The sequence below is a fragment of the Lacrimispora sanguinis genome (assembly GCF_044987295.1).
Taxonomy (GTDB): domain Bacteria; phylum Bacillota; class Clostridia; order Lachnospirales; family Lachnospiraceae; genus Lacrimispora; species Lacrimispora celerecrescens_B.
Map to the genome: position 1 here is coordinate 2,413,375 of NZ_CP173277.1, position 25,981 is coordinate 2,439,355.

A 25,981-nucleotide genomic window follows, 5' to 3' on the forward strand; every position below is an offset into this window, starting at 1 on the left:
TCAAATGGCAAGAGCAGTCCACGCACGAAAAAAGGAACAGGATAAAATACAATCCTGTTCCCCACTTTTATTCTTTCATTTTACGGCAAAATCAACTCCGCTCGTTTTTCAAATCCCCATCTCTTCCTTTACACGTTTAAAGCATTCTACTGCAAAATCCAAATCCTCCCTGGTATGGGCGGCGGATATCTGTGTACGGATTCTGGCCTTTTCCTTTGGAACCACCGGATAGCAGAATCCGATGACATATACGCCAAGTTCCAGCATCCTTGCTGCAAATTCCACAGCCGTCTTTGCATCATACAGCATAATCGCCACAATCGGATGATCACTCTCTATAATATCAAATCCAACCTCTTTTATCTTCTCCCTGAAATAGCGGGTATTTTCATGAACACGGTCCCTGTACTCCGTGCTGCGCTCCAGAATTTCAAAGGTCTTTATGGCCCCGCCTGCGATTGCAGGAGCTACCGTATTGGAAAACAGATACGGTCTGCTCTTCTGGCGGAGCAAATCCACGATTTCCTGCCTGGCACTGGTATATCCGCCGCTGGCTCCACCTAGGGCCTTGCCCAGTGTACCGGTGATGATATCTACCCGGCCCATAACGCCGCAGTGCTCCGGTGTGCCTTTTCCAAGTTTCCCCATAAATCCTACTGCGTGACTGTCATCTACCATTACCAGTGCATCGTACTTGTCAGCCAGATCACAGATTGCTTTTAAATCAGCCACAATGCCGTCCATAGAAAATACACCGTCTGTAGCAATCAGGCGTATTCTGGCATCCTGGGAATCCTTTAAGCACTGTTCTAACTCCTCCATATTATTGTTGGCATAACGGAAGCGTTTAGCCCTGCATAAACGCACGCCGTCGATGATGCTGGCATGATTTAATGCATCGCTGATCACCGCATCTTCCTCTGTCAGCAGTGTCTCAAACAAACCTCCGTTAGCGTCGAAGCAGGAGGAGTATAAAATCGTATCATCCATGCCCAGAAAGGATGAAATTTTAGCTTCCAGTTCTTTATGTATCCCCTGAGTTCCGCAGATAAAACGTACGGAAGACAAGCCATATCCCCATGTATCATAAGTGGCTTTGGCCGCATCTATAATCTCCTGGTTGTTAGAAAGTCCCAGATAATTGTTCGCACACATATTGATGACATTTTCTGTCTTCGTTGTATTGATTCTGCTCCTCTGAGGAGTTGTGATAATGCGCTCCTCCTTGTAAGTTCCGTCTCCTTTGGACTGCTCCACCGCTTCTTTATAATAGTTTAATGCTTTCTTCATAATATCACTTCTCTCCTATCGTTCATGTTCCATATCGGCTGAATAACCTTATCTATGTCAATTCGTTCTTCCCGTACTCTTTTAAATCTTCGTCCAGTCCAGAACTACCTTTCCGCACTGTCCGCTGTTCATTACGTCAAAGCCCTTCTGGAACTCCCGGAAATCAAATTTGTGGGTGATAATTTTCTCAATCTCAAGACCGCTGTTTAGCATAGCCATCATCTTGTACCAGGTTTCAAATATTTCCCTTCCATAAATCCCTTTTAACTGAAGGCAGTTAACCACGATCTTATTCCATGGCACCACGGTATCGCTTCCCTGAAGTCCCAGCACTGCAATCTTACCGCCGTTGTACATATGGTCAATCATGGAAGTAAACGCCTGGCCGTTACCGGACATCTCAAGTCCAACATCAAAGCCTTCCTCGATATGAAGCTCCCGCATCTTATCATCTAAGCTCTCTCTGGCTACATTGACAGTATGGGCACCGCAGATTTCCCGGGCCAGATTCAGCCGGTAATCATTGACATCCGTGATCACCACATGTTTGGCTCCAATATGGCGGCAAATCGCTGCAGCCATAATACCGATAGGACCGGCACCTGTAATCAGCACATCTTCTCCCACCATATCAAAGGACAAAGCAGTATGTACCGCATTGCCCAGAGGATCAAAGGATGAACATAATTCCTCGGGGATTCCCGGCTCACAAATAATTACATTGGTCTGCGGAATCACCAGATACTGTGCAAATGCACCGTCACGGTTTACCCCTACACCGATAGTATTTTTGCAGAGATGGCGTTTTCCTGCTTTACAGTTGCGGCAGTGACCACATACGATATGGCCCTCACCCGATACAATATCGCCGATTTTGTATTCTTTTACAAGGCTGCCCACTTCCACGATTTCACCTACAAATTCATGTCCGATGGTCATTGGCGGTTTTATCGTCTCCTGAGACCACTTATCCCAGTTATGGATATGTAAATCCGTACCGCAGATTGATGTGTAGTGAATCTTGATCTTCACATCATTTTCCCCTGTTTCGGGAATGGGGACCTCTCTTAGCGCCAGCCCACGCGCCGCCTGTTCTTTTACAATAGCATACATCATTCTTTCTTTCATTGTAACCTCCACCTTTCTCATTGCTTTATATGTCTTTGTGAGACGAAAAATGTCTTTTATGCGCAGACACTTTTACATTTAATGTCTCCCCCTCAAGGACATAATAACATGAATATCAGTAGATTGCAATCCCTTTTCTTATGATTTCTGTAAGGAAATTTAGCATGAAACGACAAGGGATTCGTACTATTACGCAGAAGGTTATTACGAAAAAAGAGATGGCTTCCAAAGTGGATTCCATCTCTTTATATATACTATATCTTTGTTTATTATCGTTTGGAGAACTTAAAAGGCTGATTGTAAGACGTCTCATGCATGCTTGTCAGTTATGTGTTAGTTACCTACAGATTCTTACAACGCCCCCCACTACTTCATTGCACAAATTTCTGTTGAATTAAATAAATTCTTATGATATATTATAGATAGAAAAGGAACAACCGCCCACAAGGGGTTGACCGATTATATGAGAAGCAAAGCCACCCTTAACCGTCCAAAGTTTTTAGGGTGGTTTTTGCTATGTATAGCTACTTACAAAACGTAAAAACGAATGTAAGTAATGCCAAAAGGAATAGACCAAAGGTCATTAAATCCTTAAAATCAAAACGATTTTTCATAGGCATCACCCCCATTCTTTTAGAATGAGGTCAACACACCCTGCAACACGATTGTTCTTGTGCATATTCTATCATACGGATTCCCTTCTTACAATCAATAATTTTTCTATTTCGTATATCTTTTTGATTGTCAGTTACCTGTTAGTTACGTGTAAGTTTCCTCTTAATTTTGATGCCATTTTTAGGTGTTCCTTGTTACTTTAGTAAATAAGAAAACCCCGAAAACATAGTGTTTTTCGGGGTTCTGCTGTAATTCGATTTTCTGTCTGCTTATCTCTTTGAGAACTGTGGAGCACGACGAGCTGCCTTTAAGCCGTACTTCTTTCTTTCCTTCATTCTTGGATCTCTTGTTAAGAAGCCTGCCTTCTTAAGAATCGGGCGATACTCAACATCTGCCTGAAGCAGAGCTCTTGAGATACCGTGTCTGATTGCACCGGCCTGTCCAGTGAATCCGCCGCCGTGAACGTTTACAAGAATGTCAAACTTATCAACTGTCTCTGTAGCAACTAACGGCTGACGTACAACAAGCTTTAATGTTTCAAGACCTAAATACTGGTCAATATCTCTCTTATTGATAGTGATCTTGCCTGTACCTGGTACTAAATATACTCTAGCGATAGATTTTTTTCTTCTACCTGTTCCGTAAAATTTTGCATTAGCCATGATAACTTCCTCCTTTCAGCACCTCTGATTAAAATTTGAACTCTAAAACTTCTGGTTTCTGAGCAGCATGACCATGCTCTGCGCCTGCATATGCGTGAAGTTTTGTTATCATGCTTCTTCCTAAAGGTCCCTTGGGAAGCATTCCCTTAACTGCCAGTTCAATAACTTTTTCAGGCTTTTTAGCCATCATTTCTCTTAAAGTTGTTTCTCTCATACCACCAACATAGTCAGAGTGGTTGTAATAGATCTTCTGATCTAACTTCTTACCGGTTACGGCAATCTTATCTGCATTAACAACGATCACATAATCGCCGCAATCCATATGCGGTGTGTAGATCGGTTTATTCTTACCTCTTAATACTTTAGCTACTTCTGAAGCCAAACGTCCTAATGTATATCCTGTAGCATCAACTACGTACCATTTTCTTTCAATTGTTGCTGGACTAGCCATAAAAGTCTTCATTGGACAACCTCCTGTAAATTATGGTTTTTTTAAGCATAACTATATTGCAAAATGCTCACTCCGGGGCTTTGGCTGAACATTTTCGTCTAACGTCACAGTTATACATTATATTACATTCAGCCGGATGTGTCAACCTCTTTTCCCATAAAATCAAGGCTTTTCGGCCTATTTTTGTGTCACACACCAACCCTGGCTCTCAGGATCAGCCTGAAAAATATAAAATCCGTATGGCTTTCCCAAAATGATCCTTCCATCCATTTCCTCATCTCGTACAAAAATAGTTTCTGCACCATTTTGCACCGCCTGATGTACCACACGAATCAAAAGTCTTTCAAAATCTTCTTCCCTGCACCGGTGAATATAAAGCCAGGCTTTTCCTTCCGAAACAATCTTATCCTGGGAAAGAGTATAGCTCCATTCCTTATTCTCTCCCCGGATCTGTTTTTTAAGTTCTGTTTCATAATCAAGGCTTATCAGGGAAAGTCCTTTTGCCGCAGCCTTTGGCCCTGCCACTTTCCGGTCTCTGGTATCAAGAATCTCTTCCACATGAGCTGGCGGATATACCCCCATTCCAACCTTCATTAACGTTCCTGCAATGATCCGCACCATGTTATACAGGAAACCACTGCCTTTAATGCGGATTGTAATGAGATCCCCGCTCTTATCGATGTCCAGGCTATAAATGGTACGTACGGTTTCTTCCGCCTGTCCACGGGCCGTACAGAAGCTTTTAAAGTCATGTTCTCCTACCAGATAGGCCCCGCCTTCCCGCATCCGCTCCACATCTAAGGGAAAATAACAGAAATAGCTGTAAAGCCTCATGGTAGGTACTTCGATTTTCCGGTTCATGATTTTATATTCATATGTTTTAACACAGTTTTGCTTTCTCGGATGATAATCCGGTGCTACCTCCTCAGACTGTAAGATACGGATATCATCCGGCAGTCTCTGGTTTAAGGCAAAGCATATTTTATCGGCAGGCATCCGGTTCTCCGTATTAAAGACCGCCACATTCCCCTCCGAGTGAACCCCGGAATCAGTTCTGCTGGCCCCGATTACGGTTATTGGCTCCTTTAAAAGTTTCGTCAGTTCCCTATTTAGAACCTCCTCAATGGTGATCCCGTTATTCTGGATCTGCCAGCCGCAGTAATTGGTGCCGTCATAGGCCACAATCATTTTAACCCGTTTCATACATCCTCCTATTATATGGGAACCTTATCCCATGATTCGAAGTCCTGCGATAGCGGCCAGATATACCAGACACACCAGATAGGCGATCCCGTCCTGTTTTCCATACCGAAGAGGCTTCATTTTAGTCCTTCCTTCCCCGCCCCGGTAGCATCTGGCCTCCATGGCCATTGCCAGGTCCGTGGCACGGCGGAATGCGGAAATAAATAAGGGTACTAAAAGAGGAATCATATTCTTTGCCTTTTGAATCAGATTCCCTGTTTCAAAATCAGCACCCCTGGCCATCTGAGCCTTCATGATCTTATCGGTTTCCTCCACAAGGATAGGGATGAATCTTAAAGCAATGGACATCATCATGGATACCTCATGGACCGGAACTCCCACCTTCTTTAAAAACCCAAGGCTCTTTTCCAGGCCATCGGTTAATTGGTTCGGTGTGGTGGTAAGGGTCATGATGGAAGATCCAACCACCAGGTAAATGAGCCGGACTCCCATGAAGGACGCTATCTTCACACCTTCCCTTGTCAATTTCAAAAATCCCAGCCGGAAGATAGGTTCTCCCGGAGTCAGGAATAAGTTGAAGCTGACGCTGATGAGAAGAAGAAACACAATCGCCTTTAATCCACGTACCATAAACTTAAAAGGAACCTGACTTAAACGGATCGATGAGATTAGAAAAAAAGTGGCGATCAAATACGCCCATATGTCATTTGCAATAAAAAGGGATATAATAAAAACCATAGTCCCAAACAGCTTAGTCCGGGGATCCAGCCTATGCAGCTTTGAATCCACCGGATAATACTGCCCTAAAGTAATATCTTTCAGCATAATATCTCCCGACTTATTTTTCAAGAAGCCTTAAAATTTCGTCTCTGGCCTCTTCTACGGTTGTAATGTTATCATCAACAGGAACTCCGTGATCCCGCAGCGAATGAACCACATAAGTGATTTTAGGCGCCGCAAGGCCGATCGCTTCCAGCTCCTTGTAATGTTTAAACACTTCCTTCGGGGTATCATCAAACACTTTTTCCCCATGATTCATAACCAGAATCCTGTCCACATACCTGGCGATATCCTCCATGCTGTGAGAAACCAGAATGATGGTCATATTCCGTTCCTTATGAAGCCGGGCAATCTGGTCCAGGATCTCGTCCCTTCCCCTTGGATCCAGGCCTGCAGTAGGTTCATCCAGTATGAGAACCTCCGGTTTCATGGCCAGAACTCCTGCAATAGCCACCCGTCTTTTCTGCCCGCCGGAAAGTTCAAAGGGCGAACGGGCATAAAAGCTTTCATCAAGCCCCACCATAGTAAGTGCTTCCCTTGCCCTTTTCTCGGCATCCTGCCTTGAAAGCCCCTGATTCTTTGGCCCAAAGCAAACGTCTGTAAACACATTGATCTCAAAAAGCTGATGCTCCGGATACTGGAATACAAGCCCAACCTTGCTTCTTAAGGCCCGCAAATTGTATCCTGCATCGTAAATGTTTCTTCCATTATAATAGATGGCACCATCAGTGGCTTTCATTAATCCGTTTAAATGCTGGATCAGGGTGGATTTCCCGGAACCTGTATGACCGATCAGGCCAACAAATTCCCCATCGTTTATTTCCAGATTCACATCCTTTAGGGCACACTGCTCAAAGGCTGTTCCAAGCCCGTAAACATAATTCAAATGTTCTGCTTTAATTGCCATCCTTTACTCCATTCCCCAGAGTCACCTTTCCTGGAAAACGCTCTGCGAACTTTGGCAGAAGATTTTCCATCAGTTCTTCCAGTGTAAGTATCCCGTCCGGTATGTCCACGCCATTCTTTTGTAGTTCATACGCCAGCTCCGTTACCTGGGGAACATCCAGGCGATAGGATTTAAGTTCCTCTACCTTAGAAAAAATTTCCTTTGGAGTTCCGTCCATAACCACCTTCCCATTGTCCATGACAATGACACGGTCTGCGTCTATAACCTCTTCCATATAATGTGTGATCAGCAGGACCGTGATTCCTTCCTTCCTGTTTAATTCCCTTACCGTTTTCACTACTTCTTTCCGGCCGTTAGGATCCAACATAGCCGTGGGCTCATCCAATACAATGCACTGAGGCCGCATTGCCATAACACCGGCAATAGCAACTCTTTGCTTCTGGCCTCCGGAAAGCCGATTAGGGGATTTTAGGCGAAATGCAGCCATTCCGACGCTCTCCAGGCTTTCATTCACACGCTTCCATATCTCTTCCGTAGGAACACCCAGATTTTCAGGACCAAACCCTACATCTTCTTCCACAATATTTCCGATGATCTGATTATCCGGGTTCTGGAATACCATTCCGGTCTTTTTCCGAACTTCCCATAAATTCTCTTCTACGGAAGTGTCCATTCCCTGAATCCACACGGTTCCTTCCGTAGGAAGCAGGATTGCATCTAACTGCTTTGCAAAGGTTGACTTGCCGGAACCGTTGTGTCCAAGAATGGCTACAAACTGCCCAGCCTTAATATCCAAACTGACGCCGTCAATGGCACGTTTAATCTCTTCAATGTTTTCTTCTTCGTCTCTTCTGATATAATCAAATATCAGCTTCGAAGTTTTTATTATTCCCATAGCAGACCTTTCTCTGATAAACTCAAACATATATATGCCACATAATTTTAGATGAATATTTCATAACAGTCAAGCATAGACGCGAATCTTTTGTAAATTCATAGCGATTGCCGCTGTTAAAAGTAAGATTTTGGAGAATACCAGATTCTATCATATAAATAAATATAGATCATAATGCAAAGGAATACGAAATTAATTGCATTAAAATAAAAAATGACACAGATGCATTCTGATATGATCCTCCATAAGTAGACATGGTAAATAACCAAAATCTACTTATGGGGGATTATTTTATGGCAAAATCACCACACACTCCTGAATTCCGTGCAAAGGTTTCACAGGAGTATCTTGATGGAGTTGGTTCCTACGATTTTATATCTGCTAAATATAGCATTGGAAGTAAAACCTTAAGACAATGGATAAGCTGGTATTTAAAACATTTGATAAAGCAATCTCTTCAAATCCTCATGCAAAACCTGTTTTTCATAGTGATAGAGGCTTTCAATATACAAGCAAAGTATTCCAAAAGAAACTAGAAATTCAGGAAATGGAACAATCAATGTCCAGAGTTGGTCGCTGTATTGATAATGGTCCTACAGAAGGCTTTTGGGGTATCATTAAAACAGAGATGTACCAAATGTATGAAATCATGGATGAAGCATCATTGAGATATGCAATAAAGGATTATATAAGGTTTTATAGGGAAGAGCGTCCACAAGATAGATATCATTGTAAAACACCGCTGGAAGTAAGAACCGAAGCGCTATCTTCCGAAAGGCCAGAGGAATATCCGATTCTTGAGAATAAACGAATTGAGAAATATAAAGAGAAATGGTGTGCATAGAAAAACGACCACACAAATATGTGTGACCGTTTTTCAGCACTTCATTTTAGATATTTATCCTGTCTACTTGACAGGGGGCATATCATTCATCTGTGCCATTTTTTATTACGGGACCCAAAGTCCGGAAGCGTCAATCTGGTAGATACCGTCAACCTTCGTATTCACCGCCAGACTTCCATCACTATAGAGATAATACCACTTTCCAGGCTGCGGCTGGATCCAGCCGGTCGCCATATCACCGTCAGTGTTTAAATAATACCATCTACCGTTTATTTGCTGCCAGCTGGTCATCATCTGGGCGTTAGCTCCCATATAATACCACTTTTCGCCTATATACTGCCAGCCAACAACCGCGTAACCATCCTTATTGAAATAATACCATTTTCCGCTGATCATCTTCCATTGGTCGACAACGTAATTTCCGTCCTCTCCCCGGTATTTTTTTCCGTTCTGATACTCTGCCCAGGTTCCTGAAGTATCACCTAACTCCTGTATCACGGAATCATCAGAGATGGTCACTTCTCCTTCTTTTAAATAATCTTCTTCAGAAGAATCCTTTAGGATCGCCTTTACGGTATAATAATATTTGTAACCGCCATCCATATACTGCAAAAGATCAACCGAAGTAGATGAGGTGGTCAGGCTCTTGATCCAAATACCGCCTTCCCTGTACAGGACCACCTGATACCTGGATGCGAAAGGAACTTTCTTCCAGGAAGCTTTCGTCTTTGTGTTATCGCTCCAACCAGCTCTTTCCGGGCATTCAAGCATTGCCACGGGAACATAGGAAACCTTTATTTCTGTTTCCCCATCCTCTGCCTTTACAGAAACCACGCTTCCACCATAAATAGTGCAATCAGATCTGGTAAACGTCCCGTTCACTCTTATAGTACCGGTGATTTTCTTACCAGGAACCCAATCTTCCTCATCCTTGCTCCATTTTGGTTTTTCCTCGGAATAATTGACCGTAACATTCGGAATCTGAATTCCTTCTGTCCAACTGCTTTTACTACCATTATCCAGGCGGATCTTCAAGCTTCCGGAAGCCGGGACTGTCATTCCAGTTCCCAGAACCATGAAAGCGCATAAAAGAACCAGCCACTTCCCTTTCCCTTGCATCCACTTCATCGTATCTTCTTCCTTTCCTTAAGTTACTTACGCCAAATACCGTTACCATCTACCGGAAAACCACTGATGGTAGTATTGACAGCCTTTGAGCCTTCACCTGGATAGAAGTAGTACCAATTTCCGTCTACCTGCCTCCAGCCTTCCTGCATGGCTCCGGTGGAATCCGTATAATACCATTTATTATTATAGTTGATCCAGCCAGTGATCATACCTCCCTCTACACCGCTTGTTGTAGATGGATTTAAATAATACCACTTGTTATTAGAAACAATCCAGCCCGTTGTCATTGCACCATCGCTGTTTAAGAAATACCATATATTATTCCTCTGCTGCCAGCCGGTAACCATACCTCCGTTTGAATCAAATAAATACCATTTATTATTGATTTTAGCCCAGTTGTTCTTTTGATAAGTTCCGTCAGGATATCTATAGTACCAGATGTTTCCGGTCTTAATCCAGCCAACCTGGCCGTTTGATACAGCGCTGTCATCCTGGCCGCTTCCGTCAGATACCTTTTCCTGAGGTACATATACTTCGCCAGATTCCGTCCATTCACTGTTCTTACCATATTTCTGCTCGCTCTCCGTATAAGGTACGGTACGAACCTTAAAGCTATAGGTGCCTGCTTTTGTCATATAAGGATAGAAGTTATAACTGGTAGCTTTAAGCTTCTCCACCTTTTTTATAATACTGCTTCCCCGGTACAGATAAACATCATAGACGCCTGAACTATTATCTACAGAGCTCCACTTGGCATTGCCGTATCCGGAATCTCTCCAATCAGCATCCTGCGGTGATTCATAAGTTCCCTTTACAGGCTTAAAGGTAAATGTGACATACAGAGTATCCGACCCTGAGCGGCTGGAAGAAACATAGGTTCCTCCTTTAATGGATACATTACTGGACTGATAGCCACCTTTAAAAGCATAATCATCGGAGTTTGTCGCCCTTAAAGTCACCTTCATCTTTGGCTCGGACCCAACCTTCATTTCCTTGGTATCAGATGTGATCCAGTTTAAATCCGATACTTCGTATTTGTCGTTATTGGAATAAACGTAATTTCCTGTTCCTCCGTCAGTCTTAAAGCTGCTCTCTGATGGCAGTGTATCTCCGGAGGCAAGCTCCTCTAATCCTGCGTAAATGGTCACTGATGATATGGTCTTTACAGCAGCCAGAGATTCAAATGGGATGCTGAGTCCCAGCAGGCTCACCATAGAAGCCATTGCAGCTAACCGTTTAAAAAGTCTCATAAAAAAAACCTCCCACTATAAATTAACGTAATTTGACAAAACAGTCATCTACTTCTACTAATGACATTATATCCCTAAAAGCAATTATCCGTCAACTTACGATATTCTTTCTTTATTCTTGCATTTCTGTATGGATTAGCGGAAAAACAAAAAAATCCCGATATTGGGGGTGTTCCAATACTGGGAAGGGGGGTAGTACAAGCTGGCGGGTCGTGAGTCCGCAGTGCAAGCTGGCAAATCCGTTGGATATGCCAGCTCACGGGCATTCGCCCTATGAAGAAAGGTTCGATAAGGTTTTCTTATGTGCAAGCACAACGAAAACTTTATCGAACCTCTCTTCAGCACTGCTCATTGCTTACGTGCAGTTTATACTAATTCAAGAACGACTGCCATAGCTCCGTCACCTTTACGCTGGCCGATCTTAACGATACGTGTGTAACCACCGTTGCGGGATACGTACTTTGGTGCCACTTCATCAAACAGTTTCTTTGGCAGATCAACAGATTTTGTATTCTTCTTTCTTCCTGCAGCCTGTGCGGGAACTTCTGTTACATCATAAAGAACTTTTAACATCTGTCTTCTAGCGTGAAGTCTGGAAGGAAGGTCTTTCTTGATTTCTTTCTCTACTTCATCGTATACGGTAACTTTCTTGCCGTTAACAACTTCTTTTACTCTCTTGCCGTCTTTATCTTTACGTGCAACCTTTGCGGTAACCTTAACGGTTTCAAAGTTGTCTTTCTCTTTTACCGCTAAAGCGATGAGGCCTTCAGCCACCTTGCGGATTTCTTTTGCTCTTGCCTCTGTTGTCACGATTTTGCCATTATATAATAATGCAGTTACCTGGCTTCTGATTAATGCTTTTCTCTGGCTGGAAGTTTTTCCCAGCTTTCTATATCCTGCCATTTAATATTCCTCCATTTGTGGAACACAGGTACACGCTTCTTCGGACTTACTGTACCGGCGCTTAATCTCCATAAATCAACTTCTACAAGCGTTCCGGTTATACACCGGCATCATCGCTTGGGTTAAGCTGCAAGCCTAACTCTTTTAATTTAGCCAGCACTTCTTCTAAAGACTTGCGGCCCAGGTTACGAACCTTCATCATGTCTTCAGAGGTGCGGTTGCACAGTTCTTCTACTGTATTGATACCAGCTCTCTTCAGACAGTTATATGAACGGACGGATAACTCCAGTTCATCAATGTTCATCTCCAGAACCTTTTCCTTTTCATTATCCTCTTTCTCCACCATAACTTCTGCAGTCTTGGCGTTCTCAGATAAATCAATGAACAGGTTTAAGTGCTCGCTGAGTACCTTCGCGGCAAGGCTTACTGCCTCATCCGGTGCGGAAGTACCATTTGTAAATACATCTAATGTCAGCTTATCATAATCGGTAACCTGACCTACTCGGGTGTTCTCTACCGTCATGTTGACGCGCTCGACTGGTGTATAGATAGAATCAACGGCAATCACGCCAATCGGTAAATCTTCACTCTTATTCTTGTCTGCGCTTACATAGCCACGACCCTTGGTGATAGTAAGTTCCATATAGAACTTGCTGTCAGTGCCGCCGCTTAGAGTTGCAATGATCTGTTCCGGATTCATGATCTCAATATCCGGATCCGCCTGAATGTCCGCAGCCGTTATAACGCCTTCGCCTTCAAACTCAATGTAAGCAACCTTAGCTTCGTTGGTATCGCTATTATTTTTAATAGATAAGCTCTTGATGTTCATGATGATTTCAGTCACATCTTCCTTAACTCCTGGAATAGAACTGAATTCATGCAAAACGCCGTCGATTTTTACCTGACTGACTGCAGCGCCCGGTAAGGAAGAAAGCATGATTCTTCTCAAGGAATTTCCTAAAGTCGTGCCATAACCTCTTTCAAGCGGTTCAACTACAAATTTGCCATATTTCTTGTCTTCTGAGATTTCAGCAATCTCAATGTTTGGTTTTTCAAAATCGAACACTAATAGCCCCTCCTTTTGGGTATTTTGTATCGAGGGTCTTATACTCAAACCTTGCCCAGGGGTTACCCCCTGGGCGAAAGCCGGCTTCAATCAACAGACTTTCAATTATTTGGAGTACAACTCGACGATAAGCATTTCATTCACCGGAACATCAATCTCATCTCTTGTTGGTAACTCTTTAACAGTACCACGTAAATTCTCATGGTCAACATCAAGCCATGCCGGAACCATACGTCCTGCGGTTGATTCCTGAACACTTTTGAATCTTGCATTGGCTTTGCATTTCTCTTTTACTTCGATTACATCTCCAGCCTTAATTAAATAAGAAGGAATGTTTACGCATTTGCCGTTTACAAGAATGCTCTTGTGGTCAACCATCTGTCTGGTCTCTCTTCTTGTTCTTCCGAATCCCATACGGAATACTACATTGTCAAGTCTTCTCTCCAGAAGGATCATCAGGTTTTCACCTACAAGACCATTCATTCTGGAAGCCTTTGCATAGTAGTTACGGAAAGGTTTCTCAAGAACTCCGTAGACGAATTTGGCTTTCTGCTTTTCTCTAAGCTGAATGCCGTACTCACTCATCTTTCTGTTAGCTCTTTTTAATTCTCTGTTTGATTTTTTATCTATTCCTAAATAGATTGGATCAAGACCAAGGGATCTACATCTTTTAAGAACAGGAACTCTATCAACTGCCACTGTAATTACCTCCTAATTAGACTCTTCTACGTTTTGGTGGACGACAACCGTTATGTGGAACTGGGGTTACATCCTTGATACTGGTTACTTCTAATCCGCATGCCTGAAGTGCGCGAATAGCTGCTTCACGGCCTGAACCAGGACCCTTAACCATAACGTCTACTGACTTTAAACCATGTATAAGAGCTGCCTTAGTAGCAGTTTCTGCCGCCATCTGAGCTGCATATGGAGTAGATTTCCTTGAACCTCTGAAGCCAAGACCACCAGCACTTGCCCAGGATAATGCATTACCCTGTGTATCTGTTAATGTCACGATTGTGTTATTAAAAGATGACTGGATATGTGCTTGTCCGCGTTCAACGTTTTTCTTTACGCGCTTTTTTGTCACTTTTTTAGTAGTGGACACTTTTTTAGCCATTTTAAACTAACCTACTTTCTTTTTACTTGCATCTGAATCCTGTTATTCCTGTTTTTAAAACATGTAACGTGATTCGCTGTTATTGGGTGAGGATATACTTATCCTTACTTATTTCTTCTTGTTTGCTACAGTCTTTCTCGGACCCTTACGAGTTCTTGCGTTGGTCTTTGTTTTCTGACCACGAACAGGCAGGCTCTTTCTATGACGGATTCCACGGTAGCAACCGATCTCCTGAAGTCTCTTGATGTTCATAGCGATTTCTCTACGTAAATCACCTTCAACGATCTGAGAATCAGTAATTACTGCTGAAATTCTCTTTACTTCGTCATCTGTTAAGTCCTTAACACGAGTATCAGGACTAACGCCAGCCTCTGTCAGGATGCGGTTTGAGCTTGTTCTGCCGATACCGTAGATATAGGTCAAGCCGATCTCAACACGTTTTTCTCTTGGTAAATCAACACCTGAAATACGAGCCATTTGTGTATTACACCTCCATTAATTTTTTAACCTTGTCTCTGCTTATGCTTAGGATTTTCACAGATTACTCTGATACTGCCTTTTCTCTTGATGATTTTGCACTTTTCGCAAATCGGTTTGACTGATGATCTAACCTTCACAGCAATTCTCCTTTCCGTTATGCGCCCTTTCGCATGAAGCACATAGCGTCTGATTTAGACGTTTCCGTGCGAAAGCGCTCCCCGGCACCTGGCCTGCTCTTTCACGAGCCTGGTGACGATGAAGCTCTTTTTGCAAAGAGCCTTCTGAGTATACCCGCAGTGTGTTTTTATCGTAAAACCAGTGCTGCCCATAAGGGCATAATACACCCAGTATTTCAACAAAGTCGCTATAGCATTATAACACTGTTTATTTTAAAATGCAAGCACTTTTTCCTATATAATTATTAACCCTTTACCCTGGCGTGTCGCACCCCAGAAAGAGGCAGCGCTATATAAAACAGCGCCTTATTTGTCTCTCCAGATAATCCTGCCCTTGCTTAAATCATAGGGGGACATCTCAATGGTTACTTTATCTCCTGGTAAAATACGAATGTAGTTCATGCGAAGTTTACCGCTAATATGAGCAAGTACCTGATGACCATTCTCCAGTTCTACCTGAAACATGGCATTGGGAAGCTTCTCCACAACGGTTCCTTCAATTTCAATAACATCTGCTTTTGACATAAAGCTTACCTCCTAACAACCTGTTCTTCTCTTTTGAAACATCTGATGAAATGTTTGATTTCTTCATCGGTGACTGATTTATTTTCCCGGATCTTCACTCCAGGAGAATGTTTCTCCCATAAAAGGGGTTCCACATGCTTTTTCTTTTTCTTCTTCGGGCAGTTTAAACGTCTGCTTTTTCCGTCCACCAGATATATATATTCGCCTTCCTCCCGCAATATGAAGAAACAACCGCCTTTATCGTGTCCTAACCTAGACTTTACGAATGCTCCGGTAGTTAATCCCATGGGCATTTCCTCAGCGGTCATGGGAAACCAGACTAAGAATCTCCGGTTCGCCTTCCGTAATCAATACGGTATTTTCATAATGGGCGGAAAGGCTTCCATCCTCTGTCACTACGGTCCAGTCATCATCAAGCCATACGACCTCCGGCGTTCCCCCATTGATCATGGGTTCAATGGCCAAAGTCATTCCAGGCTTCAATTTGATTCCCCGTCTTTTCCGTGCAAAGTTCGGTACCTCCGGATCCTCATGGAGATGAGAACCGATTCCATGGCCTACCAGATCCCGTACAACTCCAAATCCAAATTTCTCTGCATGGATCTGGATTGCAGCAGATATATCATTCAGATGATTGCCAGATTTTGCAAATTTAATCCCTTCAAAGAAACATTGTCTTGTCACTTCTATAAGCTGCCCTGCGAATGGAGTAATCTCTCCGATCCCGTAAGTTCTTGCCGCATCGGAATGATATCCTTTGTAGATAACCCCGGCATCCAGGCTTACGATATCGCCCTCCATTAATACCCGCTTCTTACTTGGAATCCCATGAACCACCTCATCGTTTACAGAAACGCAGATGGATGCAGGATATCCGTTATAGTTCAGGAAAGAGGGCTTGCAGCCGTAGCTTCTTATGATTTCTTCTCCCAGATGGTCAATATCCCAGGTTGTCATACCCGGCTTCAAGGCTTTTGAAAGCTCTTCGTGAGTCTTGCAAAGAATCTTTCCCGCCTCTCTCATAAGTTCTATCTCTCTTGCAGATTTAATCGTAACTGACATAAACTATGCTCCTAATAGGACAGCGATGTCCGAGAACACCTTGTTTAATTCCTGTGTTCCATCAATATTCACAAGCACACCAGCTTCCTTATAATATTCGATCAGAGGCTTTGTCTGATCATGGTAGACCGACAAACGTTTTTTTACGGTTTCCGGCTTATCATCATCCCGCAGAACAAGCCCTGCTCCGCACACGTCGCATACATCGGGAACCCTGCTTGGATTATACACAATATGATATGTAGCTCCGCAGGCAATGCAAGCACGACGGCCTGCCATTCTGTCTATAATTATCTCATCCGGTACATCCACATTAATCGCAAAGTCAATCTTCTGTCCCATCTCAGAAAGCGCCTTTTTAAGGCTTTCCGCCTGGGGAATGGTTCTTGGAAAACCATCCAGCACGTATCCGTTTTCACAGTCATCATTCTGAATACGGTCCATCAGCATGCCAATGGTCAGTTCATCTGGCACAAGAGCGCCCTGATCCATGTATTCCTTTGCCTTCCTGCCTAACTCTGTTCCTTCTTTAATATTGGAGCGAAAAATATCTCCAGTAGAAATATGGGGAATCTGATACTTTTCAGCAATTTTTTTTGCCTGGGTACCTTTGCCGGCACCAGGAGCACCTAACATGATAACTCTCACAAACAGTCCCTCCCTTGCTTCCTTAAGGTTAAATAACACAAATTCCAAGAAAAACACGCCGCGCGTGTTTCTCTTGGTTTGTCCTCTAATCGTTTAAAAATCCTTTATAATAGCGCACAAGCATCTGAGATTCAATCGCCTTCAACGTCTCTAAGACTACACTGACGATGATGATTAAAGATGTACCTCCAAAGGATAAACGGCTTACATTAAATAAACCGGAAACCATGATCGGAATAATACAAATGATCGTCAAGCCGCATGCGCCTATAAATACGATATAGTTCAAAATGGAATTAAGATAATCACTGGTTGGTTTACCTGGACGGATGCCCGGGATAAAGCCGCCGGACTTTTTCATGTTATTCGCAACCTCAAGTGGGTTAAATGTAATTGATGTATAAAAATAAGCGAATACAATGATAAGAGCCACGTAGACGAGCAGACCGATGGTATATAACGGTCTTTCCGGTTTAAACCAGCTTGAAGAATTCAGTGCACCTAAAATGTGGCCTCCAATGCTGCTGTAGTTGATTTTAGCCCCAAAGAACTGGGAAATCACTACCGGGAACGACATAATGGAGGAAGCAAAGATAACCGGAATAACGCCGGCTGTATTCACCTTTAACGGAATGTTGGTAGCTTGGCCGCCGACCATCTTCCGTCCCTGCATCTTTTTGGAATACTGTACAGGAATTCTTCTCTCACCATTCTGAAGGATAACAACAAATATTACGATCGCCGCGATAACAGCAACGATAATAATGGCTGCAACTGCAGCTACGGCAACCGACTTTCCAGACATGAATCTGGTATATAAGGTTGACGCATCCGACGGAAAGCTGGAAATGATGTTAAAAGTCAATACAATGGAAATACCATTGCCCACACCTTTTTCCGTAATACGCTCACCGATCCACATGAGAAGAGCACTTCCTGCGGTCATAGTTGCAACTGCAATAATAATACTTAATACATTAAATTCTCTCAACAGCCCCTGGCCGCCGAATCCGATCGCCATAGCGACGGACTCGATTAAAGCCAGACCAACTGTTACGTAACGGGTGTATTCTGCAATCTTTTTTCTGCCATCTTCCCCATCCCGCTGCATTTCCTCAAGCTTTGGAATCGCTATGGTCAAAAGCTGCATGATGATGGAAGATGTAATGTAAGGGGTAATGCTCAGAGCGAATACGGACATGTTGGTAAAAGAACTACCTGTCATTGCGTTGAAAAATCCGAACGCATCGTTATTCTGCCGAGCAAAAAAATCTTTAAAAAAGCTTGTTTCAACTCCTGGAATCGGTAATTGGGAACCAATTCTAGTAACCACCAGCATCATGAACGTAAAGATAAGTTTCTTTCTTACATCCTTGATCTTGAATGCATTACGGAGTGTTTTCAACATATTAGATCACCTCGCAGGTTCCACCTAAAGCCTCGATTTTGGTTTTTGCGCCTTCGCTGAAAGCATCTACCTTTACTGTAAGCTTTTTGGTTAATTCTCCATTTCCAAGGATCTTAACACCGTCACGCGGATTCTTAACGATTCCGCTTTCTAACAAAGTTTCAACAGTAACAACCGTACCATTGTCAAAGCACTCTAAAGCGCTGACATTGATACCGATAATGATTTTGGTATTTCTATTGGTAAAGCCTCTCTTAGGAATACGTCTGTATAAAGGCATCTGACCACCTTCGAAACCTGGTCTAGTTGCACCGGAACGTGCTTTCTGTCCTTTATGACCCTTACCTGCTGTTTTGCCGTTTCCTGAACCATGTCCGCGGCCTCTTCTGAAGTTGTCGCTGTGTTTGGAACCTAACGCAGGCTGTAAATTTGATAAATCCATCGCTTGCACCTCCTTACTGTATTCTCTTAAATCTCTTCAACTTTTACTAAATGACGCACGTTTGCGATCATACCTCTAACCGCGTTGTTATCCGGCATCTCAACTGTTTTGTGAAGCTTCTTTAAGCCTAATGCTTCAACGGTTGCTTTATGCTTCGGAACTGCGCCGATCGGGGATTTCACCAATGTGATCTTTAATTTATCTGCCATTTTCATATCCTCCTTAGCCTAAAATCTCTTCTACAGATTTACCGCGAAGCTTTGCAACTTCCTCAGGAGTTTTTAACCGAGTTAATCCCTCGATTGTAGCTAAAACTACATTGGTCTTATTATTAGAACCTAAGGATTTTGAATGGATATTCTTAATACCTGCAAGCTCTAAAACTGCACGTGCAGGACCTCCTGCAATAACTCCTGTACCTTCGTTAGCTCTCTTAAGAAGTACAGATGCACTTCCGAATTTTCCTGTCAGGTCATGAGGAATACTGTTGTTCTCATCGATTGGAATAGCAACCATATTCTTAACAGCAGCCTCTTTTCCTTTACGGATTGCTTCTGGAACTTCTCCGGCTTTGCCAAGACCCGCACCTACGTGGCCATTGCCATCACCTACGACTACTAAAGCAGAGAATCTCATGGTACGTCCACCCTTAACGGTTTTAGATACGCGCTTGATAGCAACTACTCTGTCGTTTAACTCTAACTGATTTGCATCAAAAATTGTACGTTTCACCTTTATCTTCTCCTCTCTACTTAGAATTCCAGACCAGCTTCTCTGGCTGCGTCTGCTAATGCCTGAATCTTACCATGATATATAAAACCGCCTCTGTCAAAGACAACTTCTTTAATTCCTTTTTCAAGGGCTCTCTTTGCTACTACGGTACCTACATATGCTGCAGCATCAACGTCGTTAGTTTTCTCTAATTCTGCCTTTACTTCTTTTTCTACTGTAGAAGCAGCGACTAAAGTCTTACCAACTGTATCGTCAATAATTTGAGCATACACATGATTATTGCTTCTAAACACAGCTAAACGTGGTCTTTCTGCAGTGCCTGCAAAACGGTTACGTATTCTGTTGTGCTTTTTAACGCGAACTTCGCTTCTTGACTGTTTGCTAACCATCTTTACACTCTCCTTAATTATTTCTTACCAGTCTTACCAACTTTACGTCTGATAACTTCGTCAGCATACTTGATACCCTTGCCCTTATACGGTTCAGGTCTTCTCTTATCTCTGATTTCAGCAGCGTACTGGCCAACTTTTTCTTTATCGATACCTTTAATAATGATGACGTTCTGTCCTTCCATGGTAGCTTCGATACCTTCCGGATCTTCCATCTCTACCGGGTGGGAATAACCAAGAGAAAGAACCAGCTTCTTGCCCTGCTTCTGTGCTCTGTAACCTACACCATTGATTTCCAGTTTCTTCTCATAACCGTTCGTAACACCAACGACCATGTTGTTTACTAATGTTCTTGTCAGACCGTGTAAGGATTTCATTTTCTTTAAATCGTTAGGTCTTGTAACAACGATATGACCATCTTCTTCTTTGATTGTCATCTCAGATGGTAACACTCTTTCAAGAGTTCCCTTAGGACCTGTTACAGTCACTTTATTATTTTCTGCGATTGCAACAGTTACGCCTGCTGGAATCGCGATAGGCATTCTTCCTATACGTGACATGCCGTTTACCTCCTTAAATTTTCGGAAGAAGCTCTGCGCTTCTTCTGTTTTCAGATGCTTCTCTTAATTACCAAACAAATGCCAGTACTTCTCCGCCGATGCCGTTGGTGCGTGCTTCCTTATCGGTAATAACGCCCTGGTTGGTGGAGATGATAGCAGTTCCTAAACCGCCAAGTACTCTCGGTAACTCTTCCTTGTTTGCGTATACACGTAAACCTGGTTTAGAGATTCTCTTAATACCTGTAATGATTTTCTCGTTTTTATCTTTACCGTATTTTAAGGTGATCCGGATTGTCTGGAATGCACCGTCTTCTACGAGATCGTATTTCTTAATGTAGCCCTCTTTTACAAGGATATCAGCAATAGCTAATTTCATCTTAGATGAAGGTACATCTACTGTATCATGTTTTGCAGTATTTGCATTACGGATTCTTGTAAGCATATCTGCGATTGGATCGCTCATAGTCATTTTGAAATTGCCTCCTTCCTTATTTTACCAGCTTGCTTTTTTAACGCCTGGGATCTGGCCCTTATATGCTAATTCACGGAAGCAGATTCTGCAAATTCCGTATTTTCTCAAATAAGCATGTGGACGACCACAGATTCTGCAACGATTGTATTCTCTTGAGGAGAACTTTGCAGGTCTCTGCTGTTTGATCTTCATTGAAGTCTTAGCCATGGATTATTCCTCCTACTATTTTGCAAATGGCATATTGAATAATGTCAAAAGTTCACGGGCTTCCTCGTCTGTCTTAGCGGTAGTGACGAAAATAATGTCCATACCTCTTACCTTGTCAACTTTATCGTACTCAATTTCAGGGAAAATAAGCTGTTCTTTGATACCAAGAGCATAGTTTCCTCTGCCATCAAATGCATTAGGATTTACTCCTCTGAAGTCACGTACACGAGGAAGTGCAAGGTTGATCAGGCGGTCAGCAAATTCATACATTCTCTCACCGCGTAAAGTTACTTTACATCCGATCGGCATACCTTCTCTGATCTTGAAGTTAGCAACTGATTTTTTAGCCTTTGTTAAAACTGCCTTCTGACCGGAGATGATTTCTAAATCTCTTACTGCAGAGTCTAAAATCTTGGCATTTTCCTTTGCTTCACCAATACCCATATTGATGACAATCTTATTTAACTTCGGCACTTCCATGATGTTCTTATATCCAAATTTCTTGATCATACCTTCTACGATCTCTGTTTGGTAGGTTTCTTTTAATCTAGCCAATTTTTATTCCTCCTCTCCGAATTAGTCAATTACTTTACCGGTTGCTTTCGCAACGCGGACTTTCTTGCCGTCTTTTACTTCAAAACCAACTCTGGTTGCTTTTCCGTCAACAACAAGCATTACGTTGGAGATATCGAATGCAGCTTCTTTCTGTACGATACCACCCTGTGGGTTGCCTGCGCCTGGCTTCACATGCTTTGTAATCATGTTAACACCTTCCACTACCACTTTGCTGTTCTTCGTATCAATATGAAGAACTTTACCCTGTTTGTCTTTATCTTTTCCTGCGATAACCTTTACCAGGTCGTCTCTTTTAATTTTATGCACAGTCCGATACCTCCTTATAATACTTCCGGAGCTAAGGAAACAATTTTCATGAACTGTTTCTCTCTTAACTCTCTGGCAACCGGTCCAAAGATACGAGTTCCTTTTGGAGTTCTGTCATCTTTGATAATTACGGCAGCATTCTCATCGAACTTGATATAGGAACCGTCTTTGCGGCGTGCGCCCTTAACGGAACGTACGACAACGGCCTTTACAACGTCGCCTTTCTTCACAACACCGCCAGGTGTTGCATCTTTTACGCTGGCAACGATAACATCACCAATATTAGCATATCTTCTTGTAGATCCGCCCATTACACGGATGCACAGTAATTCTTTTGCACCAGTATTGTCGGCAACCTTTAATCTGGTTTCCTGCTGAATCATGCCTGTTACTCCTTCCTGGAAATTAATTATTTCGCTCTTTCGAGAACCTCAACAAGTCTCCATCTCTTGTCTTTAGACAGCGGTCTTGTTTCCATTACTTTTACTGTATCGCCCATGTTGCAGTCGTTGTTCTCGTCATGAGCTTTTAATTTATACGTTCTTTTTACGATCTTGCCGTATAAAGGATGTTCTACATGGTCTTCAATAGCCACAACGATGGTCTTATCCATCTTGTTGCTTACAACCTTACCAGTACGGGTTTTTCTTAAATTTCTTTCCACGTTCGGTATTCTCCTTTCGAGTTTTGGCCCTGGCGGCCCAATCTATAAGTTTACACGCAGTCGTGTGTGTCGTGCTTTTTAAAAAAACTGCAACTTAAGCTAATTTAGCCTTCTCAGTGATAACAGTCTGAATTCTGGCAATGTTCTTACGAACCTCTTTGATCCTGCTTGTGTTGTCAAGCTGGTTGGTCGCATTCTGGAATCTTAAGTTGAAAAGTTCTTTCTTAGCAGCTACTAATTCTTCATTCAGTTCTGCAGCTGTTTTTCCTTTTAATTCTTCAACATACTTATTAATTTTCACTGTCATTCACCGCCTTCTAAATCTGCTTTAGCAGCAATCTTACACTTGCACGGTAACTTATGCATAGCAAGACGTAAAGCTTCACGTGCTGTTTCTTCAGGTACTCCAGCGATTTCAAATAATACACGGCCTGGTTTTACTACTGCTACCCAGTATTCCAGAGCGCCCTTACCGGAACCCATACGGGTTTCTGCTGGCTTTGCTGTTACAGGCTTATCCGGGAAAATCTTGATCCAGACTTTACCACCACGCTTGATATAACGGGTCATGGCAACACGGGCTGCCTCGATCTGGTTGGATTTAATCCAGCATGGTTCCGTGGAAACTAAACCAAACTCGCCGTTGCTGATAGTATTGCCTCTTAACGCTTTACCAGCCATGGATCCACGGAACTGTTTACGACGTTTAACTCTTTTAGGCATTAACATTATTTTCCGCTCCCTTCCTTGTTTCCTTTAGTTGGAAGTATTTCGCCATTGTAGATCCATACCTTAACACCGATCTTTCCGAAGGTTGTATCTGCTTCAGCGAAACCATAGTCAATATCTGCTCTGAGTGTCTGTAACGGAATGGTTCCTTCGCTGTAGAACTCGGTACGAGCCATATCAGCACCGCCAAGACGTCCTGCAACTGCAGTCTTGATGCCCTTTACTCCAGCCTTCATGGAACGACCCATGGTGGACTTCATAGCCCGGCGGAAGGATATACGGTTCTCTAACTGCTGTGCGATGGATTCAGCTACTAACTGAGCATCTCTATCAGGTCTTTTGATTTCCTTGATGTCAACAAATAACTTTTTATCTGTAAGCTTCTGAGCTTCAGCTTTTAATTTCTCAATCTCAGATCCGCCCTTACCGATAACAACACCTGGTTTCGCTGTGTGAATCGTAATTTTCACGCGGTCAGATGCTCTCTCAATTTCTATATCAGAAATGCCGGCGCTGTATAATCTTTTCTTAAGGAACTTTCTGATCGCATAATCTTCTACCAGGTTATCTGCGAAATCAGCTTCAGCATACCATTTTGAGTTCCAGTCTTTAATAACACCGACTCTTAAGCCGTGTGGATTAACTTTCTGTCCCATTATTTGCCTCCTTATCTTTCATTAAGCACAACGGTGATGTGGCTCATTCTCTTTTCGATTCTGTAAGCGCGGCCCTGTGCTCTCGGTTTTACTCTTTTCATTGTCGGTCCCTTGTTTGCAAAACATTCCTCTACATAAAGTTTTGCAGGGTCCATACCGTTGTTATTCTCAGCGTTAGCAATTGCTGATTTTAATAACTTCTCTATTAAAGAAGAAGCATATCTGGGATTGTAAGTCACAATACCAAGTGCTGTCATAACATCTTTGCCTCTGATGGCATCTAATACGAAGCATGCTTTCTGAACAGAAACCCTAGCATAGGATAACTTTGCTGATGGTCTGGTGTCCTTCACGGCATTTCTTTCTCTTTTAATCTGGCTTCTATGTCCCTTAGCCATTGGTGAATCCTCCTTTCAACTTTAACGCCCCTGGGAATCCTTATGAATACCCAAAGGAGTCTGTTTCTATCTACTTACGGCCTGATTTTTTCTCGTCCTTACCATGTCCTCTGTAGGTTCTTGTGGCAACGAATTCACCCAGCTTATGTCCAACCATATCTTCTGTAACATATACCGGAACGTGCTTTCTGCCATCGTGAACTGCAATTGTATGTCCAACCATCTGCGGGAAGATTGTAGAACGGCGAGACCAGGTCTTAATTACCTGTTTCTGTCCTGCTGCGTTCATAACATCTACTTTTTTCAGTAAATGAGCATCTGCAAATGGTCCTTTTTTAAGTGAGCGAGCCATAGATTCTAACCTCCTTTAATTATTTAACGGTCTTTCCATCTCTACTTCTAACGATCAGTCTGTTAGACTGTTTGTTTTTCTTTCTGGTCTTTAAGCCAAGTGCCGGTTTGCCCCATGGTGTACTTGGACCTGGGCGTCCGATACCGGTCTTGCCTTCACCACCACCGTGAGGATGGTCATTCGGGTTCATAACAGAACCACGTACAGTGGGTCTGAAGCCCATGTGACGTTTTCTACCAGCTTTACCGATATTGATTAAGTTGTGATCTCCATTGCCTACAACGCCGATGGTTGCTCTGCAGTTGATCGGAACCATTCTCATCTCACCGGAAGGTAAACGAAGAGTTGCATATTTGCCTTCTTTTGCCATTAACTGAGCAGAATTTCCTGCGGAACGAACTAACTGTCCGCCTTTTCCTGGATAAAGCTCAATGTTATGAACCTGAGTACCAACCGGAATCTGGCTTAATGGTAAACAGTTGCCGACTTTAGCTTCTGCCATCGCTCCGCTCATAACCTTCATGCCGTCTGTTAAACCAGCCGGAGCAAGGATATAAGCCTTTGTACCGTCTTCATAGCAGATCAGCGCGATGTTGGAAGTTCTGTTTGGATCGTACTCGATACCGATAACAGTTGCTGCAATGCCGTCTTTGCTGTTTCTCTTAAAATCAATGATTCTATATTTTCTCTTAACGCCGCCTCCGCGATGTCTTACAGTGATCTTACCCTGGTTATTACGGCCGGCTGTTTTATTGATTGTTTTGCTGATTAAGGACTTCTCAGGAGTTGACTTTGTGACTTCGCTGAAATCAGAACCGGTCATGTGTCTTCTGGAAGGGGTATATGGGTTATACTTTTTAATTCCCATGATATTTCTCCTTTCTTCTTTATTGCCCAAACTCATCGGGCATAAAGGTATGCCAGTGCTTCAACGCCGCCTGGCGTATCTTATTTATCGTG

Annotated in this window: 40 protein-coding genes; 2 read left to right on the plus strand and 38 right to left on the minus strand. The window is 42.9% G+C overall.

Annotated features, from left to right (window positions below):
- Positions 1-108 precede the first annotated feature (108 nt).
- The 8 genes from ACHZES_RS11220 to ACHZES_RS11255 form a co-directional block, all read right to left on the minus strand.
- The gene (locus ACHZES_RS11220) at positions 109-1,290 is read right to left on the minus strand and encodes a glycine C-acetyltransferase (protein WP_089995491.1); all 1,182 of its coding nucleotides are present in this window, start codon (positions 1,288-1,290) and stop codon (positions 109-111) included.
- An 81-nt stretch (positions 1,291-1,371) separates the two neighbouring features.
- A complete protein-coding gene (tdh, locus tag ACHZES_RS11225) occupies positions 1,372-2,403 on the minus strand; it encodes an L-threonine 3-dehydrogenase (protein ID WP_154524933.1) in 1,032 nt (343 codons plus the stop codon).
- Positions 2,404-3,302: 899 nt separating this feature from the next.
- Positions 3,303-3,695, minus strand: coding sequence for a 30S ribosomal protein S9 (rpsI, locus tag ACHZES_RS11230; RefSeq protein ID WP_038281310.1), 393 nt, complete (start codon positions 3,693-3,695; stop codon positions 3,303-3,305).
- Positions 3,696-3,723: 28 nt separating this feature from the next.
- Complete coding sequence (gene rplM, locus ACHZES_RS11235) at positions 3,724-4,158, minus strand: 50S ribosomal protein L13 (RefSeq protein WP_038281312.1); 435 nt, start codon at positions 4,156-4,158, stop codon at positions 3,724-3,726.
- Positions 4,159-4,323: 165 nt separating this feature from the next.
- Entirely contained in the window at positions 4,324-5,349 is a 1,026-nt protein-coding gene (gene truA / locus ACHZES_RS11240) for a tRNA pseudouridine(38-40) synthase TruA (RefSeq protein ID WP_395548926.1), read from the minus strand.
- 24 nt (positions 5,350-5,373) lie between these two features.
- Complete coding sequence (locus ACHZES_RS11245; RefSeq protein ID WP_038281439.1) at positions 5,374-6,174, minus strand: energy-coupling factor transporter transmembrane protein EcfT; 801 nt, start codon at positions 6,172-6,174, stop codon at positions 5,374-5,376.
- A gap of 13 nt (positions 6,175-6,187) precedes the next feature.
- Positions 6,188-7,036 carry an energy-coupling factor transporter ATPase gene (locus ACHZES_RS11250; RefSeq protein ID WP_395548927.1) on the minus strand — a complete coding sequence of 283 codons (849 nt, stop codon included), beginning with the start codon at positions 7,034-7,036 and terminating at the stop codon, positions 6,188-6,190.
- Positions 7,026-7,931, minus strand: a complete 906-nt coding sequence (locus ACHZES_RS11255; protein WP_038281441.1) for an energy-coupling factor transporter ATPase — start codon at positions 7,929-7,931, stop codon at positions 7,026-7,028. Before ACHZES_RS11255 ends, ACHZES_RS11250 begins: the two co-directional genes overlap by 11 nt.
- Positions 7,932-8,224: 293 nt before the next feature.
- Here ACHZES_RS11255 and ACHZES_RS11260 point away from each other — a divergent pair, with 293 nt between their 5' ends.
- Complete coding sequence (locus ACHZES_RS11260; protein ID WP_395548928.1) at positions 8,225-8,467, plus strand: helix-turn-helix domain-containing protein; 243 nt, start codon at positions 8,225-8,227, stop codon at positions 8,465-8,467.
- Positions 8,356-8,775: a transposase gene (locus ACHZES_RS11265; protein WP_395549001.1), complete on the plus strand. Its 420-nt coding sequence runs from the start codon at positions 8,356-8,358 to the stop codon at positions 8,773-8,775. Before ACHZES_RS11260 ends, ACHZES_RS11265 begins: the two co-directional genes overlap by 112 nt.
- Before the next feature lie 105 nt (positions 8,776-8,880).
- On the opposite strand, the gene ACHZES_RS11270 is transcribed toward ACHZES_RS11265, so the two are convergent.
- The 30 genes from ACHZES_RS11270 to rplB form a co-directional block, all read right to left on the minus strand.
- A complete protein-coding gene (locus tag ACHZES_RS11270) occupies positions 8,881-9,903 on the minus strand; it encodes an N-acetylmuramoyl-L-alanine amidase family protein (protein ID WP_038281318.1) in 1,023 nt (340 codons plus the stop codon).
- 23 nt (positions 9,904-9,926) lie between these two features.
- Complete coding sequence (locus tag ACHZES_RS11275) at positions 9,927-11,153, minus strand: N-acetylmuramoyl-L-alanine amidase family protein (RefSeq protein ID WP_154524685.1); 1,227 nt, start codon at positions 11,151-11,153, stop codon at positions 9,927-9,929.
- Between the two features lie 366 nt (positions 11,154-11,519).
- Positions 11,520-12,056, minus strand: a complete 537-nt coding sequence (locus ACHZES_RS11280) for a bL17 family ribosomal protein (RefSeq protein ID WP_038281323.1) — start codon at positions 12,054-12,056, stop codon at positions 11,520-11,522.
- 97 nt (positions 12,057-12,153) lie between these two features.
- On the minus strand, positions 12,154-13,122 hold the full coding sequence (locus tag ACHZES_RS11285; RefSeq protein WP_038281325.1) for a DNA-directed RNA polymerase subunit alpha: 969 nt from the start codon (positions 13,120-13,122) through the stop codon (positions 12,154-12,156).
- Between the two features lie 105 nt (positions 13,123-13,227).
- Positions 13,228-13,821: a 30S ribosomal protein S4 gene (gene rpsD, locus ACHZES_RS11290; protein ID WP_038281327.1), complete on the minus strand. Its 594-nt coding sequence runs from the start codon at positions 13,819-13,821 to the stop codon at positions 13,228-13,230.
- A 16-nt stretch (positions 13,822-13,837) separates the two neighbouring features.
- Positions 13,838-14,239, minus strand: a complete 402-nt coding sequence (gene rpsK / locus ACHZES_RS11295; protein ID WP_024834894.1) for a 30S ribosomal protein S11 — start codon at positions 14,237-14,239, stop codon at positions 13,838-13,840.
- 108 nt (positions 14,240-14,347) lie between these two features.
- Positions 14,348-14,716 carry a 30S ribosomal protein S13 gene (gene rpsM / locus ACHZES_RS11300; RefSeq protein ID WP_038281331.1) on the minus strand — a complete coding sequence of 123 codons (369 nt, stop codon included), beginning with the start codon at positions 14,714-14,716 and terminating at the stop codon, positions 14,348-14,350.
- Between the two features lie 26 nt (positions 14,717-14,742).
- Complete coding sequence (rpmJ, locus tag ACHZES_RS11305) at positions 14,743-14,856, minus strand: 50S ribosomal protein L36 (protein ID WP_003497809.1); 114 nt, start codon at positions 14,854-14,856, stop codon at positions 14,743-14,745.
- Between the two features lie 345 nt (positions 14,857-15,201).
- Positions 15,202-15,420, minus strand: coding sequence for a translation initiation factor IF-1 (gene infA, locus ACHZES_RS11310; RefSeq protein ID WP_013274317.1), 219 nt, complete (start codon positions 15,418-15,420; stop codon positions 15,202-15,204).
- A gap of 5 nt (positions 15,421-15,425) precedes the next feature.
- Positions 15,426-15,713, minus strand: a complete 288-nt coding sequence (locus ACHZES_RS11315) for a hypothetical protein (protein ID WP_084719664.1) — start codon at positions 15,711-15,713, stop codon at positions 15,426-15,428.
- A 4-nt stretch (positions 15,714-15,717) separates the two neighbouring features.
- Positions 15,718-16,482 carry a type I methionyl aminopeptidase gene (gene map / locus ACHZES_RS11320; protein WP_038281334.1) on the minus strand — a complete coding sequence of 255 codons (765 nt, stop codon included), beginning with the start codon at positions 16,480-16,482 and terminating at the stop codon, positions 15,718-15,720.
- A gap of 3 nt (positions 16,483-16,485) precedes the next feature.
- On the minus strand, positions 16,486-17,130 hold the full coding sequence (locus ACHZES_RS11325; RefSeq protein WP_089995619.1) for an adenylate kinase: 645 nt from the start codon (positions 17,128-17,130) through the stop codon (positions 16,486-16,488).
- A gap of 85 nt (positions 17,131-17,215) precedes the next feature.
- Complete coding sequence (gene secY, locus ACHZES_RS11330; protein ID WP_038281336.1) at positions 17,216-18,538, minus strand: preprotein translocase subunit SecY; 1,323 nt, start codon at positions 18,536-18,538, stop codon at positions 17,216-17,218.
- A 1-nt stretch (position 18,539) separates the two neighbouring features.
- Positions 18,540-18,980 (minus strand): 50S ribosomal protein L15, encoded by a 441-nt coding sequence (rplO, locus tag ACHZES_RS11335; protein WP_038281338.1) that lies wholly within the window; start codon positions 18,978-18,980, stop codon positions 18,540-18,542.
- Positions 18,981-19,006: 26 nt separating this feature from the next.
- On the minus strand, positions 19,007-19,189 hold the full coding sequence (gene rpmD, locus ACHZES_RS11340) for a 50S ribosomal protein L30 (RefSeq protein ID WP_024291892.1): 183 nt from the start codon (positions 19,187-19,189) through the stop codon (positions 19,007-19,009).
- 13 nt (positions 19,190-19,202) lie between these two features.
- Positions 19,203-19,712 carry a 30S ribosomal protein S5 gene (gene rpsE, locus ACHZES_RS11345; RefSeq protein ID WP_051835186.1) on the minus strand — a complete coding sequence of 170 codons (510 nt, stop codon included), beginning with the start codon at positions 19,710-19,712 and terminating at the stop codon, positions 19,203-19,205.
- 20 nt (positions 19,713-19,732) lie between these two features.
- Entirely contained in the window at positions 19,733-20,101 is a 369-nt protein-coding gene (rplR, locus tag ACHZES_RS11350; protein ID WP_038281342.1) for a 50S ribosomal protein L18, read from the minus strand.
- Between the two features lie 17 nt (positions 20,102-20,118).
- Positions 20,119-20,661 (minus strand): 50S ribosomal protein L6, encoded by a 543-nt coding sequence (gene rplF / locus ACHZES_RS11355; protein WP_038281344.1) that lies wholly within the window; start codon positions 20,659-20,661, stop codon positions 20,119-20,121.
- A 67-nt stretch (positions 20,662-20,728) separates the two neighbouring features.
- Positions 20,729-21,130, minus strand: a complete 402-nt coding sequence (gene rpsH, locus ACHZES_RS11360) for a 30S ribosomal protein S8 (protein ID WP_038281346.1) — start codon at positions 21,128-21,130, stop codon at positions 20,729-20,731.
- Between the two features lie 24 nt (positions 21,131-21,154).
- Positions 21,155-21,340 (minus strand): type Z 30S ribosomal protein S14, encoded by a 186-nt coding sequence (locus ACHZES_RS11365; protein WP_002604691.1) that lies wholly within the window; start codon positions 21,338-21,340, stop codon positions 21,155-21,157.
- Positions 21,341-21,355: 15 nt separating this feature from the next.
- Positions 21,356-21,895 carry a 50S ribosomal protein L5 gene (gene rplE, locus ACHZES_RS11370; RefSeq protein WP_038281348.1) on the minus strand — a complete coding sequence of 180 codons (540 nt, stop codon included), beginning with the start codon at positions 21,893-21,895 and terminating at the stop codon, positions 21,356-21,358.
- 21 nt (positions 21,896-21,916) lie between these two features.
- Positions 21,917-22,222: a 50S ribosomal protein L24 gene (rplX, locus tag ACHZES_RS11375; RefSeq protein WP_038281350.1), complete on the minus strand. Its 306-nt coding sequence runs from the start codon at positions 22,220-22,222 to the stop codon at positions 21,917-21,919.
- Between the two features lie 14 nt (positions 22,223-22,236).
- Positions 22,237-22,605, minus strand: a complete 369-nt coding sequence (rplN, locus tag ACHZES_RS11380; RefSeq protein WP_038281352.1) for a 50S ribosomal protein L14 — start codon at positions 22,603-22,605, stop codon at positions 22,237-22,239.
- A gap of 26 nt (positions 22,606-22,631) precedes the next feature.
- Positions 22,632-22,835: a 30S ribosomal protein S17 gene (gene rpsQ / locus ACHZES_RS11385; protein ID WP_154524939.1), complete on the minus strand. Its 204-nt coding sequence runs from the start codon at positions 22,833-22,835 to the stop codon at positions 22,632-22,634.
- Between the two features lie 145 nt (positions 22,836-22,980).
- Complete coding sequence (rpmC, locus tag ACHZES_RS11390) at positions 22,981-23,187, minus strand: 50S ribosomal protein L29 (RefSeq protein ID WP_038281447.1); 207 nt, start codon at positions 23,185-23,187, stop codon at positions 22,981-22,983.
- A 2-nt stretch (positions 23,188-23,189) separates the two neighbouring features.
- The gene (gene rplP / locus ACHZES_RS11395; protein ID WP_024291903.1) at positions 23,190-23,615 is read right to left on the minus strand and encodes a 50S ribosomal protein L16; all 426 of its coding nucleotides are present in this window, start codon (positions 23,613-23,615) and stop codon (positions 23,190-23,192) included.
- The gene (gene rpsC, locus ACHZES_RS11400) at positions 23,615-24,271 is read right to left on the minus strand and encodes a 30S ribosomal protein S3 (RefSeq protein ID WP_038281354.1); all 657 of its coding nucleotides are present in this window, start codon (positions 24,269-24,271) and stop codon (positions 23,615-23,617) included. Before rpsC ends, rplP begins: the two co-directional genes overlap by 1 nt.
- Before the next feature lie 11 nt (positions 24,272-24,282).
- Positions 24,283-24,669 (minus strand): 50S ribosomal protein L22, encoded by a 387-nt coding sequence (gene rplV / locus ACHZES_RS11405; protein ID WP_029701447.1) that lies wholly within the window; start codon positions 24,667-24,669, stop codon positions 24,283-24,285.
- Between the two features lie 70 nt (positions 24,670-24,739).
- Complete coding sequence (rpsS, locus tag ACHZES_RS11410; RefSeq protein ID WP_013274336.1) at positions 24,740-25,021, minus strand: 30S ribosomal protein S19; 282 nt, start codon at positions 25,019-25,021, stop codon at positions 24,740-24,742.
- 19 nt (positions 25,022-25,040) lie between these two features.
- Positions 25,041-25,889 (minus strand): 50S ribosomal protein L2, encoded by an 849-nt coding sequence (gene rplB, locus ACHZES_RS11415; protein ID WP_038281355.1) that lies wholly within the window; start codon positions 25,887-25,889, stop codon positions 25,041-25,043.
- Positions 25,890-25,981: the final 92 nt, after the last annotated feature.

Coding starts and splice junctions, on each gene's coding strand:
- rplP (WP_024291903.1), bottom strand. CDS start 23,615: ATGTTAATGCCTAAAAGAGTTAAACGTCGTAAACAGTTCCGTGGATCC.
- ACHZES_RS11220 (WP_089995491.1), bottom strand. CDS start 1,290: ATGAAGAAAGCATTAAACTATTATAAAGAAGCGGTGGAGCAGTCCAAA.
- ACHZES_RS11315 (WP_084719664.1), bottom strand. CDS start 15,713: ATGCCCATGGGATTAACTACCGGAGCATTCGTAAAGTCTAGGTTAGGA.
- secY (WP_038281336.1), bottom strand. CDS start 18,538: ATGTTGAAAACACTCCGTAATGCATTCAAGATCAAGGATGTAAGAAAG.
- rplR (WP_038281342.1), bottom strand. CDS start 20,101: ATGGTTAGCAAACAGTCAAGAAGCGAAGTTCGCGTTAAAAAGCACAAC.
- rplF (WP_038281344.1), bottom strand. CDS start 20,661: ATGTCACGTATAGGAAGAATGCCTATCGCGATTCCAGCAGGCGTAACT.
- infA (WP_013274317.1), bottom strand. CDS start 15,420: ATGTCAAAAGCAGATGTTATTGAAATTGAAGGAACCGTTGTGGAGAAG.
- rpsC (WP_038281354.1), bottom strand. CDS start 24,271: ATGGGACAGAAAGTTAATCCACACGGCTTAAGAGTCGGTGTTATTAAA.
- tdh (WP_154524933.1), bottom strand. CDS start 2,403: ATGTATGCTATTGTAAAAGAACAGGCGGCGCGTGGGCTGGCGCTAAGA.
- rpsK (WP_024834894.1), bottom strand. CDS start 14,239: ATGGCTAAAAAAGTGTCCACTACTAAAAAAGTGACAAAAAAGCGCGTA.
- rplN (WP_038281352.1), bottom strand. CDS start 22,605: ATGATTCAGCAGGAAACCAGATTAAAGGTTGCCGACAATACTGGTGCA.
- ACHZES_RS11260 (WP_395548928.1), top strand. CDS start 8,225: ATGGCAAAATCACCACACACTCCTGAATTCCGTGCAAAGGTTTCACAG.
- rpsQ (WP_154524939.1), bottom strand. CDS start 22,835: ATGGATAAGACCATCGTTGTGGCTATTGAAGACCATGTAGAACATCCT.
- ACHZES_RS11365 (WP_002604691.1), bottom strand. CDS start 21,340: ATGGCTAAGACTTCAATGAAGATCAAACAGCAGAGACCTGCAAAGTTC.
- rpmD (WP_024291892.1), bottom strand. CDS start 19,189: ATGGCAGATAAATTAAAGATCACATTGGTGAAATCCCCGATCGGCGCA.
- rpsM (WP_038281331.1), bottom strand. CDS start 14,716: ATGGCTCGTATTTCAGGTGTTGATTTACCAAGAGAAAAACGTGTTGAG.
- ACHZES_RS11270 (WP_038281318.1), bottom strand. CDS start 9,903: ATGAAGTGGATGCAAGGGAAAGGGAAGTGGCTGGTTCTTTTATGCGCT.
- ACHZES_RS11250 (WP_395548927.1), bottom strand. CDS start 7,036: ATGGCAATTAAAGCAGAACATTTGAATTATGTTTACGGGCTTGGAACA.
- ACHZES_RS11275 (WP_154524685.1), bottom strand. CDS start 11,153: ATGAGACTTTTTAAACGGTTAGCTGCAATGGCTTCTATGGTGAGCCTG.
- rpsS (WP_013274336.1), bottom strand. CDS start 25,021: ATGGCTCGCTCACTTAAAAAAGGACCATTTGCAGATGCTCATTTACTG.
- rplB (WP_038281355.1), bottom strand. CDS start 25,889: ATGGGAATTAAAAAGTATAACCCATATACCCCTTCCAGAAGACACATG.
- rplV (WP_029701447.1), bottom strand. CDS start 24,669: ATGGCTAAGGGACATAGAAGCCAGATTAAAAGAGAAAGAAATGCCGTG.
- map (WP_038281334.1), bottom strand. CDS start 16,482: ATGTCAGTTACGATTAAATCTGCAAGAGAGATAGAACTTATGAGAGAG.
- truA (WP_395548926.1), bottom strand. CDS start 5,349: ATGAAACGGGTTAAAATGATTGTGGCCTATGACGGCACCAATTACTGC.
- ACHZES_RS11255 (WP_038281441.1), bottom strand. CDS start 7,931: ATGGGAATAATAAAAACTTCGAAGCTGATATTTGATTATATCAGAAGA.
- rpsH (WP_038281346.1), bottom strand. CDS start 21,130: ATGACTATGAGCGATCCAATCGCAGATATGCTTACAAGAATCCGTAAT.
- rplO (WP_038281338.1), bottom strand. CDS start 18,980: ATGGATTTATCAAATTTACAGCCTGCGTTAGGTTCCAAACACAGCGAC.
- rplM (WP_038281312.1), bottom strand. CDS start 4,158: ATGAAGACTTTTATGGCTAGTCCAGCAACAATTGAAAGAAAATGGTAC.
- rpsI (WP_038281310.1), bottom strand. CDS start 3,695: ATGGCTAATGCAAAATTTTACGGAACAGGTAGAAGAAAAAAATCTATC.
- ACHZES_RS11280 (WP_038281323.1), bottom strand. CDS start 12,056: ATGGCAGGATATAGAAAGCTGGGAAAAACTTCCAGCCAGAGAAAAGCA.
- ACHZES_RS11245 (WP_038281439.1), bottom strand. CDS start 6,174: ATGCTGAAAGATATTACTTTAGGGCAGTATTATCCGGTGGATTCAAAG.